The 13002-nt window shown below is 60.1% G+C and carries 10 protein-coding genes; 5 read left to right on the top strand and 5 right to left on the bottom strand.

Annotated features, from left to right (window positions below; translation table 11 throughout):
- Nucleotides 1–64: 64 nt before the first annotated feature.
- Both FFR93_RS39295 and FFR93_RS39290 read right to left on the bottom strand, forming a co-directional pair.
- The gene (locus FFR93_RS39295) at nucleotides 65–1258 is read right to left on the bottom strand and encodes an MFS transporter (protein ID WP_138397102.1); all 1194 of its coding nucleotides are present in this window, start codon (nucleotides 1256–1258) and stop codon (nucleotides 65–67) included.
- A 64-nt stretch (nucleotides 1259–1322) separates the two neighbouring features.
- On the bottom strand, nucleotides 1323–2099 hold the full coding sequence (locus FFR93_RS39290; protein WP_138397101.1) for a DeoR/GlpR family DNA-binding transcription regulator: 777 nt from the start codon (nucleotides 2097–2099) through the stop codon (nucleotides 1323–1325).
- A 324-nt stretch (nucleotides 2100–2423) separates the two neighbouring features.
- Here FFR93_RS39290 and FFR93_RS39285 point away from each other — a divergent pair, with 324 nt between their 5' ends.
- From FFR93_RS39285 to FFR93_RS39275, 3 genes are all read left to right on the top strand, one after another.
- On the top strand, nucleotides 2424–3197 hold the full coding sequence (locus tag FFR93_RS39285; protein ID WP_138397100.1) for an amino acid ABC transporter substrate-binding protein: 774 nt from the start codon (nucleotides 2424–2426) through the stop codon (nucleotides 3195–3197).
- A gap of 202 nt (nucleotides 3198–3399) precedes the next feature.
- Nucleotides 3400–4080, top strand: a complete 681-nt coding sequence (locus FFR93_RS39280) for an amino acid ABC transporter permease (RefSeq protein WP_064708062.1) — start codon at nucleotides 3400–3402, stop codon at nucleotides 4078–4080.
- Complete coding sequence (locus FFR93_RS39275; RefSeq protein ID WP_064708061.1) at nucleotides 4077–4838, top strand: amino acid ABC transporter ATP-binding protein; 762 nt, start codon at nucleotides 4077–4079, stop codon at nucleotides 4836–4838. The genes FFR93_RS39280 and FFR93_RS39275 overlap by 4 nt, the downstream gene beginning before the upstream one ends.
- Before the next feature lie 157 nt (nucleotides 4839–4995).
- Here the strand turns inward: FFR93_RS39275 and FFR93_RS39270 are convergent, their stop codons facing one another.
- From FFR93_RS39270 to FFR93_RS39260, 3 genes are all read right to left on the bottom strand, one after another.
- Nucleotides 4996–5568 carry an NAD(P)H-dependent oxidoreductase gene (locus FFR93_RS39270; RefSeq protein ID WP_064708060.1) on the bottom strand — a complete coding sequence of 191 codons (573 nt, stop codon included), beginning with the start codon at nucleotides 5566–5568 and terminating at the stop codon, nucleotides 4996–4998.
- A 187-nt stretch (nucleotides 5569–5755) separates the two neighbouring features.
- On the bottom strand, nucleotides 5756–9220 hold the full coding sequence (gene pyc, locus FFR93_RS39265; RefSeq protein ID WP_138397099.1) for a pyruvate carboxylase: 3465 nt from the start codon (nucleotides 9218–9220) through the stop codon (nucleotides 5756–5758).
- A gap of 173 nt (nucleotides 9221–9393) precedes the next feature.
- Nucleotides 9394–10149: a LuxR family transcriptional regulator gene (locus FFR93_RS39260; protein WP_138397098.1), complete on the bottom strand. Its 756-nt coding sequence runs from the start codon at nucleotides 10147–10149 to the stop codon at nucleotides 9394–9396.
- Nucleotides 10150–10533: 384 nt separating this feature from the next.
- On the opposite strand from FFR93_RS39260, the gene FFR93_RS39255 reads away from it, so the two are divergent.
- Together FFR93_RS39255 and FFR93_RS39250 are read left to right on the top strand one after the other, a co-directional pair.
- Complete coding sequence (locus FFR93_RS39255) at nucleotides 10534–12297, top strand: glucan ABC transporter ATP-binding protein/ permease (protein ID WP_138397097.1); 1764 nt, start codon at nucleotides 10534–10536, stop codon at nucleotides 12295–12297.
- A 347-nt stretch (nucleotides 12298–12644) separates the two neighbouring features.
- On the top strand, nucleotides 12645–13002 hold a 358-nt coding region (locus FFR93_RS39250; protein ID WP_138397096.1), incomplete at its 3' end, for a VOC family protein.

Below are 13002 nucleotides of genomic sequence, written 5' to 3'. Positions count from 1 at the left end.
TTCAGGTGGATCATGACCGCTTCCTTGTCAACCGCCCTCTATATCACTTTTGCTTGGAGACGGCTTAGTGGCCGCCTCCTGAGACACCATCGGCATAATGGGCCAGCTTGGAGAATGCGAGAACGAACAGCAGCAGCACCGGCAGCGCCATGAAGACGACGGCGAAGCCGATATGTTCGGCAACGAAGCCGATCACCGACGGCGCGACCAGCATGCCGGAATAGCCCATGGTCGTGACAACCGAGATGCCGATACCGGGCTTGAGGCCGGGGATATTGCCCGCCGCCGAGAAAGCGATTGGCACCATGTTTGAGATGCCGATGCCGCAAAGGGCAAAGCCCAGGATGGCGATCTCCGCGTCCGGCGCGAGGCTCGCCAGCAGCATGCCGGCAATGGCAAAGAGTGTGCAAATGCGCAGTGTCTTGACGCCGCCGAGGCGGTCGCGCACGAGATCGCCGGCAAAGCGCATGATCGCCATGGTCGCCGAGAAGGCTGCGAAACCGAGACCGGAAAGCGCGACCGACGCATCCATTTCCTGCCGGAGAAAGAGCGCGCCCCAATCGAGAACCGCGCCTTCCGGCACCATAGAGAACAGGGCCATCAAGCCCAGCAGCCACGGAAGCGGCACCATCGGCAGCTTTGTCTTTTCCTTCTTGGCATCGGGATGCGGCGGATCAGCAAGGGTCATCGGCCAGGCCAGAGCAAGGAAGATCGCCGCCAGGAGGGTCGCGAGTTGGGCATGGCCGAGAATACCGAGCTTGGCGATTACGATGCCGCCGAGACCCGAGCCGATCAGGCCGCCAAGGCTCCAGAAGGCATGGCAGGACGACATGATGGCGCGGCGCATGGATTTTTCGACAGACACTGCATTGGCATTCATCGCCACATCCATCGCGCCGATAAAGCCACCGAACAGGAACAGCGCGATGGCCCCGGTGATCACGTTCGGCGCCAACGTCAGTGCCAGGAGCAGCGGCAGCACGCAAACCGCCGTCGCCCGAACGACGATGCGCGAGCCATGCTTGGCGATCTGTGCGCCGGCAATCGGCATCATAACCAGGGAACCGACGCCGAAGATCAGGATCATCAGCCCGAGTTCAAACTTCGTCAGCGCGAGACGTTCGGCAAAATCCGGAATCTTGGGCGCCCAGCAGCCGACGACAAAGCCGTTCATGAGAAAGAGTAGGGAAACAGCCGCCCTGCTTCTGGTAATGAAACCGCTGCGGACCCCCGGCGGCGCGTTCACATGACTGTCCATTTTCGGTCTTTCCTCGTTGTGGGGCTTGGCAGCGCCCGCTTTTTCTAAACTCTGTGACGGCGGCTCAGTTCGTTCTTTCGGAGATGACTGTCCGGCAACCGCGCTCGCGGTAACCCGCAAGGATGGCGGGATCGGCATCGTGCTCGACGACCAGGCATTCGCAATGCGCAACCGGCAGGACGCTGTGGGGTGCAGCCGTGCTGAATTTCTCCGAGGTTACCGCCGCCATAACCTTTTTGCTTCTCGATGTCGCAAACCGTTTGAACTCCGCATCCTCGAAGCCGAAGGTCGTAATGCCGGCCTCGAGATCGATGCCGCAGGCGCCGAGAATGCAGAGATCGGGCGAAATCTGCTCCATATCCCGCAAGGCCTTGGCGCCGAGCGCGCCACCTGTCTGCCGGTCCACCATGCCGCCGATCAGGATGACGTTGACGGCAGGCTTGTCGATGAGCGCTGCTGCGATCGCCGGGGCATTGGTTGCGGCCGTCAGTTCGAGTTCGGCCGGCAAGGCATTGGCGATCGCCAGATTGGTACTGCCGGCATCGAAAAAAACGCATGAACCAGGAGTGATCTGCTTTGCCGCAGCCCGCGCCAATGCCTGCTTGCGGTCGGCGGCAAAAGCCATGCGCTGCGTCAGGCTTCCATGGGCTGGGGAAACAGGCAACGCGCCGCCATAGACCCTTTCGCACAGGCCCGCCGCCGCCATCTCGCGCAGGTCGCGCCGCACCGTATCCTCGGAGACCCCAAATTCCATCGCGAGTTCCGCCGCCAGCACGCGGCCATTCAGCCGCAGCCGCTCAGAAATGACGCTTTGACGCTCCCGTAACAGAAAATCCTGCATGTTCCTACCGGATCATTGGCTGAAATCAGACAATCGTGCATAAACACTTATGATCATGCAGGCAACATGCACGTTCACACATTTTCTGACGAAGTGAAACAAAGCTGCAACGTCAAAGTGCACCGGCTGCCCTCGATCGGTCGCCGAGCAACAGCGGCGCGATCGCGGTGGCGCCAATTTCATGGAATTCGTTGCTTGGGACGAACGCTTGAGAAAAATATTTGCAGTTGCTGCTTTTATTCGCAGTTTTCTACGCTTCAGGCGCCCTAGTTTTCTGCCAAGTATGCCGCATCCGATCACAACCTTCCAAGAATGGATAGCACAATGAACTGGTTGAAAACCGTCGCCGCCGCTGCCCTTATTCAGGCCGCAGCCCTCCTGCCCGCCAATGCCGGCGAAAACCTTGCAGCCATCAAATCGGCCGGCGTCTTCAAGATCGGCACCGAAGGCACCTATGCGCCCTTTACCTATCACGACGAGAACGGCAAGCTTGTCGGTTTCGACGTCGAGATCGGCGAAGCGATCGCCGCCAAGCTCGGCGTCAAGGCCGAATTCATCGAAGGAAAGTGGGACGGCCTGATCGCCGGTCTCGATGCCAAGCGCTATGACACGGTCATCAACCAGGTCGGCATCACCGAAGCCCGCAAGCAGAAATACGATTTCTCCGAACCCTATATCGCCTCCAAGGCAGTCCTGATCGTCCGCGAAGGCGACGACAGCATCAAGACCTTCGCTGACCTCAAGGGCAAGAAGGCCGCCCAGTCGCTGACCAGCAACTTCGGCAAGATCGCAACTGAATCCGGCGCCGAGCTCGTCGGCACCGACGGTTTCGACCAGTCGATCCAGCTCGTGCTGACAAAGCGCGCCGATGCGACGATCAACGACAGCCTCTCCTTCCTCGATTTCAAGAAGCACAAGCCGGACGCGCCGGTGAAGATCGCCGCGGAGCAGGAAAATGCCGATTATTCCGGCATCATCATCCGCAAAAACGAGCCCGAGCTGCTAGAGGCGATCAACAAGGCGCTCGCCGACATCAAGGCTGACGGCACCTACAAGAAGATTGCCGACAAGTATTTCGGCCAGGACGTTTCCAAGTAAGCTCTCCTGCAAAAAGTCCCCTCCCGCAACGGGGAGGGGTTTGGCGGGGTACCGCCTCATCTCAAAATAAACGTCCTGACTTCCAGCTCGGTCACTATTTCGTGCAGCGCGGGGGCCGGATTAAGTCCCTCCCCCTTGTGGGGAGGGGTTGGGCAGGGGTATTCCGAGATATCACCACCCGATCCATGAGAGGGAATGTCCCTTGCCGCACTGGCTCCAACTGATGGCGGAATCGCTTCCCTCGCTCCTCTGGGCGGGATTGATCTTCACCATCCCGCTGACGCTGCTCTCCTTCGCCTTCGGTCTGATCCTCGGTCTGATCACGGCGATTGCCCGCCTTTTCGGCCCGACACCCGTCGCGGCGATCGCCCGCTTCTATGTCTGGGTCATCCGCGGCACGCCGCTGCTCGTCCAGCTTTTCGTGATCTTTTACGGCCTTCCGAGCATCGGCATCCTGCTCGACGCCTTTCCTGCCGCGCTGATCGGCTTTACCTTGAATATCGGCGCCTATAGTTCCGAGATCATCCGCGCGGTCATCTCCTCCGTGCCGAAGGGCCAGTGGGAAGCAGCCTATTCGATTGGAATGAGCTGGCGCCAGGCGATGGGTCGGACGATCCTGCCGCAGGCCGGCCGAGTCGCCGTGCCGCCTCTGTCGAACACCTTCATCTCGCTGGTCAAGGATACCTCGCTTGCTGCTGCCATCACCGTGCCTGAGCTCTTCCAGGCGGCACAACGCATCGTCGCCACCACCTACGAGCCGCTGATCCTCTATATCGAGGCGGCGCTGATCTACCTCGTCCTGAGCTCCGTCCTATCCCAGCTGCAGGTGCGGCTGGAACGCCGCTTCGCGCGCTATGGCGGCATGCTGGAGGCAAACGCATGATCGAGCTTTCCAACATCGAAAAGCGCTTCGGCGACGCCGTCATTCTGAAGGACATCAGCATCCGCATTCCCGAAGGCAGCGTCACCGCGCTCGTCGGGCCGTCCGGTGGTGGCAAGAGCACGCTCTTGCGCTGCATCAACCTGCTCGAAATCCCGACATCAGGCGCGATCCGTCTCGGCGAGGAAGAGCTTTCCTTTGCGCCCGGCAAACGCGTTGGATGGCAGGCGATTCAAAAGATCCGCCGTCAGACCGGCATGGTCTTCCAGAATTTCCAGCTCTTTCCGCATCAGACCGCGATCGAGAACGTCATGGAAGGTCTGGTCACGGTGCTTAAATGGCCGAAGGAGAAAGCGCGCGAGCGCGCCATGGAACTGCTGACCAAGGTCGGCATGGCGCACAAGGCCGATGCCTGGCCTTCGACGCTATCGGGTGGTCAGCAGCAGCGTGTCGCAATCGCACGGGCGCTCGCGCCGTCGCCGCGGGTGCTTCTCTGTGACGAGCCGACCTCGGCGCTCGATCCTGAACTCTCGGCGGAAGTGGTCGATGTGCTGGGTCAGCTTGCCCGTGAAGGCACGACGATGGTCATGGCCACCCATGATCTCCGGCTCGCCTCGAAAATCGCCAACGACGTCGTCTTCCTGGAAGCCGGGAGCGTGGTGGAAACGGGCAGCGCGAAAGCTATTTTCAGCGCCCCCGAGCGCGAGCGTACCAAGCGCTTCATCTCGACGATCAACGCCGCCCATACTTATGATATCTAGAGCAATTCCGCTTTTCTTCGGATCACGGAATTGCTCTATCTCTATGTTTTCACGCAATTCCGAACCCAAAACCGCTGCACACTTTTGCTGGAATTGCCCTAATTGTCTCACGTGAATCGTGATTCACGTGAGACGCGTTGCTTACAGGCGGCAACCCTCAGGCCGAGGTGACGACCGTGCGCGCTGCCTTCAACGCATTGCCCCACCAGATGAGCTGATCAAGCTGGTTCTTGGCCGCCTCGTTGAGGTGCGGGTAGTCGCCAAGGCTCTTGCCTTCCTTGAGCACGCTTAGATATTCGCTGAAAGCGATGTGCACGCCCGTTTTCACCGAGGCTGCGCCCATTTCCACGAAGATCAGGCGAAGCTGCTCGACGGCGCGCGCACCGCCGACGCCGCCGTAGCCGACGAAGGCGACCGGCTTGTGGATGAACTCGCCGAGATCGATCGCGTTCTTCAGAACCGCCGTCGGCGCATGATTGTACTCGGCGACGGTGAATATGTAGCCGTCAAATTCGCGCAGCTTCTTCTTCCAGCGCTCGGCGGTGTCGCTTTCCGCCGTGGTGGCGCGCTCTTCGCCAAAGAAATGCATGGGATAGTCGAGAAGATCGAGAACCTCGACTTCGAGATCGGAGCGTTGGCCGACGAGTTCGGCAATCCATTTTGCCGGATGTGCGGCGAAACGGCCAATACGAGTGCTGCCGACAATGACGGCGATCTTCAATTTGCTCATGAAATCGTTTCCTGATTGATCTTGGGGGGCAGGCACGCAAGTCTACGAAAAAGCCTCCCCGCCGGGCAAGGCGAGGAGGCCGCAAGCTTTTCGAAAAAGTCGGCCTGTTAACAGGCTATTTCTACACAATCGGGTGATCAGCCCGACCTAGCAAGAATGGGCGGACCGAACCTTTCCTTCCGTTCGCTCATCCGCCGTAAACCACCAGCAGGTCCTTCGCATCGATCTGGTCGCCGGCTTTGACCAGCACTTCGGCAATGGTGCCGTCCTTTTCCGCATGGATCGCGGTTTCCATCTTCATCGCCTCGATGGAGACCAGCACGTCACCGGCGCTGACGGCCTGGCCGGGCGAGGCGAAGACGCGGCTGATGACGCCGGGCATCGGCGCACCGACATGGGCTGCGTTGCCGACCTCGGCCTTGCGGCGCACGGCCGCACCCGTCGCGCCATGGGCTCGGTCCGGCACCTTGATGCGGCGCGGCTGGCCGTTAAGCTCGAAGAAGACAGTGACCATGCCCTGGCTGTCGGTGGCGCTCATCGCCTGGTTGACGATGACGAGGGTTTTGCCCTTCTCGATATCGGCGAACAGCTCCTCGCCGTCCGCCAGCCCGTAGAAATAGGCGGGTGTCGGCAGAACGGAGACCGGGCCGTAGGTATCCGAGGCGAGCGCAAAATCGGTGAAGACCTTCGGATACATCAGATAGGAGGCGAATTCGAAGTCGCTGACCTCGCGCTCCAGCTTCGTCTCGATGACCTTTCGCTCCGCATCGAGGTCGGCCTCCTTGAGCAAAGAGCCCGGACGCACCGTATAGGGCTTGTCGCCTTTCAGCGCCTTCTTCTGCAGCGCTTCAGGCCAACCCGACGGCGGCTGGCCGAGATCGCCCTTCAGCATTGAGACCACCGATTCCGGGAAGGAGACTTCGCGCTCGGGGCTGACGACATCGGCGACCGTCAGATCCTGGCTCACCATCATCAGCGCCATGTCGCCGACCACCTTCGAAGATGGCGTCACCTTGACGATATCGCCGAACATCTGATTGGCGTCGGCATAGGCTTGCGCCACCTGGTGCCAGCGGGTTTCCAGCCCCAGCGAACGCGCCTGTTCCTTGAGATTGGTGAACTGGCCGCCCGGCATTTCATGCAGATAGACTTCCGATGCCGGGCCTTTGAGATCACTTTCGAAGGCGGCATACTGATTGCGCACCGCTTCCCAATAGAATGAGATGCGGCGGATCCATTCCGGATCGAGGCCTGGATCGCGCTCGGAGCCGGAGAGCGCCTCGACGATCGAGCCGAGACAGGGCTGCGAGGTATTGCCGGAGAGCGCATCCATCGCCGCGTCCACGGCATCGACACCGGCATCGACCGCGGCAAGAACCGTCGCCGCCGCAATGCCCGACGTGTCATGCGTGTGGAAGTGGATCGGCAAGCCCGTTGCCTCGCGCAGCGCCTTGAACAGAACCTTCGCCGCCGCCGGCTTCAGGAGACCCGCCATGTCCTTGAGCGCGATGATGTGAGCCCCGGCCTTTTCGAGCTCTACGGCAAGGTCGGTATAATATTTGAGGTCATACTTCGGCCGGGCCGAGTTCAGGATATCGCCGGTGTAGCAGATCGCTGCCTCGCAGAGCTTGTTCTCCTCGGCGATGGCATCCATCGACACCCGCATGTTCTCGACCCAGTTCAGGCAGTCGAAGACACGGAAGAGATCGATGCCGCCCTTGGCCGCTTGGCGGACGAAATATTTGACGACGTTGTCGGGATAATTGGTGTAGCCCACACCATTGGCGCCGCGCAGCAGCATCTGCAGCAGCAGGTTCGGCGCCCCCTCGCGGATCAGCGCCAGGCGCTCCCACGGATCTTCGGTGAGGAAGCGCATCGAGACATCGAAGGTGGCGCCGCCCCAGCATTCGAGTGAGAGCAGGTTGGGCAGCGCATGCGCATAGGTGCCGGCGATGCGGGCGATGTCATAGGTGCGCATGCGGGTGGCGAGTAGCGACTGGTGGCCGTCGCGCATTGTCGTGTCGGTCAGAAGCACCCGCTTCTCGTCTCGCATCCACTCGCCGAATTTCTTCGGGCCGAGCTTGTCGAGAAGCTGCTTCGTGCCGTCCTTCACCGAATTGCCGTTGGCATAGGGGACCACTGGCTTGGCGGCGTTATCAAGCGGCTTCGGCCGGTCCTTGGCTTCGGGATGACCGTTGACGGTTACGTCGGCGAGATAAGTGAGCAGCTTTGTCGCGCGGTCCTGGCGTTTGACCTGTTGGAAGAGCTCCGGCGTCGTATCGATGAAGCGGGTCGTGTAGCTGTTGTCGCGGAACTTCGGGTGGCCGATGATCGCTTCGAGGAAGGTCAGGTTTGTGGCCACGCCGCGGATGCGGAATTCGCGCAGCGCCCGGTCCATGCGGGAAATCGCTTCCAACGGATTCGGCGCCCAGGCCGTCACCTTGACGAGCAGCGGATCATAGTACCGGGTGATGATCGCGCCGGAATAGGAAGTGCCGCCGTCGAGACGAATGCCGAAGCCGGAGGCCGAGCGATAGGCGGTGATGCGGCCGTAATCCGGGATGAAGTTGTGCTCCGGATCTTCGGTGGTGATGCGGCACTGCAGCGCATGGCCGTTGAGGCGAATGTTGGACTGAGCGGGCACGCCGGATTCCGGCGTGCCGATCGCAAAGCCGTCGAGAATATGGATCTGCGCCTTGACGATATCGATGCCGGTGACGACTTCGGTCACCGTATGCTCGACCTGGATGCGCGGGTTGACTTCGATAAAGTAGAATTTGCCGGTATCGGCATCCATCAAATATTCGACAGTGCCGGCACCGATATAGTTGGTCGCTTCAGCGATCTTCAGCGAATAACCGGCAAGTTCCTGGCGTTGCGCCTCAGAGAGATAAGGTGCGGGCGCCCGCTCGACGACCTTCTGATTGCGGCGCTGGATGGAGCAGTCGCGCTCAAAGAGGTGCACGACATTGCCGTGGGTATCGCCCAGGATCTGGCTTTCGACGTGGCGGGCGCGCTCGACGAGCTTTTCCAGATAGACCTCGTCCTTGCCGAAGGCGGCCATCGCCTCGCGTTTGGCCTCGGTCACTTCGCGAGCGAGATCGGCCTCGGAACGAATGACGCGCATGCCGCGACCGCCGCCGCCCCAGGAGGCCTTCAGCATGACGGGATATCCGATCTCGGCCGCCATTCTGGCGACTTCCTTCATATCATCCGGCAGCGGTTCGGTCGCCGGCACGACCGGCACACCCACTGAAATCGCCAGGTTCCGCGCCGCCACCTTGTTGCCGAGCTGGCGCATCGTGTCGGCCTTCGGGCCGATGAAGATAATGCCGGCCTTGTTGCAGGCGTCGACGAATTCGGGGCTTTCCGACAAGAGGCCGTAGCCCGGATGAATGGCGTCCGCACCCGAAAGCTTGGCGACACGGATCACCTCGTCGATCGACAGATAGCTTTCGATCGGCCCGAGATCGCGGGCAAGATGCGGCCCGCGGCCGACCTGATAGCTCTCGTCCGCCTTGAAACGGTGCAGCGCCAGCTTGTCTTCTTCCGCCCAGATCGCGACTGTTTTTATTCCAAGCTCGTTGGCCGCGCGGAAGACACGAATGGCTATTTCGGAGCGATTGGCAACGAGTATCTTGGATATGGGCAAAACGGTCTCCTCCGTCGTTCAGACACGGGCATGCTGCACCCGCGAAGAAAATTCTTAACTTCTTGTCACGGGAAGTTCAATTTCTCTTGCGACTGCGAAATGCACTTTCTCGCCATGCCAGCGCATGTCGATCGACAGTATGCAGCGCTTTCAGTGGGATGATAAGGCGAAGCCTAGCTTATCAGACCGTAACGGAAGGCAAGCGCGACTGCCTGCTGCCTGTTCTTCGCCTTCAGCTTGTCCTGCAGACCGTTCATGTACCAGTCGACGGTATGGTTTGAGATCTTCAGCATCTTGCTGATCTCCATCGACGTCATGCCTTCCGCGAGATAGTGCAGGATTTCCATCTCCCGCCGCGTCAGGGGCGTCTCGGTCGGCAGCACTGTTTCCAGCGCCTCAGCCTCGCCTGTCAGGTCGAGCAATCGCCAGAAGGCCTTGCGAGCCACGGCTTCGAGCAGCGCGATTTCCACCGGCGACAAGTCGATCGGCTTGCCGCCGAGGCTGAGGCTGCCCAGAATGCCGCCGCGTCCATGAATCGGAAAGAGATAGCCGTCCTCCAATCCGTGGCCGAAGGCGTCGACCATCATCTGCTCCATGCGCCGCTGATGCGCGTCACCGTGGAAAGCTGCCATGCTCTCCCGCCAGCGGAAAGGCCGCTGCGCATGAGCGAGATAGCGCACCATCGGATCGATCCGGACATATTTTTTGGCGGCATATATCTGAAGCCATTGTTCCGGCCAGCGGCCGGCTAGTGGCGCGGCGCGCAGTTCCGAGGCCTGCTGCGCCGGAATTTGCTGCAAATGCCGTAGCAGACCATAGTATTCAAAACCCGAACTGTGGAGGACCTGCTCGAGTTCAGTGACGACGGCGTCCGGATTTGGGCACTCTTCCAAAATTACAAGCAATTGAATTAATGAATTAATTTTCACAAAAGCGCCCCTTGTCCGGACCGGATGTCCGCATCGAGGCCGTTGGCGGCTGTTCAGACTGGTCGCGAAACGGTCTTCTTCAAAAAATGCAGTCTCTAATTTAATGCTGCGCTAAACATTGATTAAAATGCAAGCGCAAATTGTCGTCGATATAATCCTGCCGGCCTTCAGATGCCAGACCCCGATTCCGAAAATCTGGAGAACCCGCGAACGACCTTCTGTCCTATCCTGTTGAGACAGCTTCTAATCTGCCGATGCTGCGGTAGGGAGATCAGGCTCAACTGCCCGCGGATTGAACCCCGGATACTCCGTTAATCGCCGGTTCAGGTAGCCTTCTATAGCATCGCACCATTCCCGTTTTCGCAGATGCACAAGAGGTTAGACGTGTCGCTATTCAAGGTCTATGCAAGAGCTCTGCGCTATCTTGGCGCTTACAAGCTCCGCGTATCCCTGGTCGTTATCGCCAACATTGTTCTGGCGACCATCACCATTGCGGAACCGATCCTGTTCGGTCGCATCATCGATGCGATCTCGGGCAAGGGCGAAGTTAAACCCATTCTTTTCATGTGGGCCGCCTTCGCCGTATTCAACACCGTCGCCTTCGTTCTGGTGTCCCGCGAGGCCGACCGGCTTGCTCATGGCCGGCGGGCAACCCTGCTGACGGAAGCTTTCGGCCGGATCATTTCCATGCCGCTTGCTTGGCACCATCAGCGCGGCACCTCCAACGCGCTGCATACGTTGCTGCGTGCCTGCGAGACGCTGTTCGGCCTATGGCTCGAATTCATGCGCAACCACCTGTCGACGGTCATTGCTTTGGCCCTGCTGGTGCCGACTGCAATATCGATGGACTTGCGCCTTTCCGCCGTGCTCATAGTGCTTGGCATTGCCTATTGGCTGATCGGCCGCGTGGTCATGAGCCGAACCAAGGATGGTCAGGCTTCGGTGGAAAACCACTACCATACCGTCTTCTCGCATGTCAGCGACTCGATCAGCAACGTTTCCGTTCTGCATAGCTACAACCGCATCGAGGCTGAAACCAAGGCATTGAAATCCTTTGCCAACCGGCTGCTCGAAGCGCAGTATCCGGTGCTCGACTGGTGGGCGCTTGCCAGCGCGCTGAACCGCATGGCCTCGACCATCGCGATGATGGTGGTTCTGATCATCGGCACGATGCTTGTTCAGTCCGGCGAGCTGCGCGTCGGCGATGTCATTGCCTTCATTGGCTTTGCCAACCTGCTGATCGCCCGTCTCGACCTGATGCGTCAATTCGCCACGCAGATCTTCGAGGCCCGCTCCAAGCTCCAGGATTTCTATACGCTGGAAGATTCGGTGCGCGACCGTGAAGAGCCGGCCGGCAATAGCGAGATCAAGAACGTCAAGGGTGCTGTCGAATTCCGCGACGTCTCCTTCGGCTTCGGCAACAGCTCGCAGGGCCTGCACAATGTCTCCTTCTCGGTAAAGGCAGGCCAGACGGTTGCCATCGTCGGCCCGACCGGAGCCGGCAAGACAACGCTGGTCAACCTGCTGCAGCGCGTCTACGACCCGCAGGGCGGCCAGATCCTCGTCGACGGAACCGACATCACCAAGGTGACCCGGAAGTCACTGCGTCGCCATATCGCTACCGTGTTCCAAGATGCGGGCCTGCTGAACCGTTCGATCAGCGACAATATCCGCCTCGGCCGCGAAGGCGCGAGCGAGGAGGAAATGCGCCGTGCGGCGGAAGCCGCCGCCGCTGCCGACTTCATCGAGACCCGCCAGGATCGGTACGATACCCATGTCGGCGAACGCGGCAACAAGCTCTCTGGTGGTGAGCGTCAGCGTATAGCGATTGCCCGCGCCATCCTCAAGGATGCGCCGATCCTCGTGCTGGATGAGGCGACCTCGGCGCTCGATGTGGAGACTGAAGCCCGCGTTAAGGCCGCAATCGACAATCTGCGGCAGAACCGCACCACCTTCATCATCGCCCACCGCCTCTCGACGGTCCGCGAAGCCGATATGGTGCTCTTCCTTGATAACGGGCGTGTCGTCGAGCAGGGCAGCTTCGATGAGCTCAGTCACAGCAACGGCCGCTTCGCCGCTCTGTTGCGCGCCAGCGGCATCCTGACGGACGAAGAAGTCCGCAAGGCTCACACCACCGAAGCCGCCTGAGCGCTTCGAATATCAATAGAATATCAATATAGGGCCGGAAGGGCGGGCGCTCTTCCGGCCTTTTTCTGTTTGGAGGACTGCGTGGCTCCCTATGTCCGTCCGCCAACAGCTCACCCGGCGAGATTGAAGGCGAAGCCCGGTGCGCCGAAGAGTAGTCGGGTGCGGCAAGCTTCCTTAAGGTCTGCGGTTTCGCGCAGCGTAGTTCTCCTTCAAGTCTCGCTTTCGTGATGATGTCGGCGGTGCAGAGGCGGTCGTCAGAGGCACAACATGTCTGGCGACGGACGGGCTGATTGATCACCCCGCCGATCCCCTCTAAGCTCTGGCTACCGAGTATTCAGGAGAGCGACATGAAAGTCCTACGCGTCGTCGCCAATATTGAGGCGCCTGACATCATGGCTGCCCGGCGCTTTTATCAGGATATTCTCGGGCTCGCTCTGATCATGGATCTCGGCTGGATCGTGACGTTCGGCGCGGATACTTCCATGCAGGTTCAGCTCAGCGTCGCCAGCCAGGGCGGCTCCGGGACCCCGGTGCCCGATCTCTCCATCGAGGTCGATGACCTCGATGCCGCTTTCGAGGCGATGTCTGCCGCCGGCGTTCCGATCGAATACGGTCCGGCCGACGAACCTGACCTTGCCCCCAAGTTTTATCCAGTTTTGAGTTCGCTCCAGCGGTTTTTGGTTGCTGTTGTTGGTTCGGTAGCGG

Source organism: Rhizobium sp. MHM7A (assembly GCF_005862215.1).
In the GTDB taxonomy this organism is placed as follows: Bacteria; Pseudomonadota; Alphaproteobacteria; order Rhizobiales; family Rhizobiaceae; genus Rhizobium; species Rhizobium bangladeshense.
The sequence above is the reverse complement of the archived record's forward strand: the minus strand, read 5'-3'. Positions and strand labels throughout refer to the sequence as shown.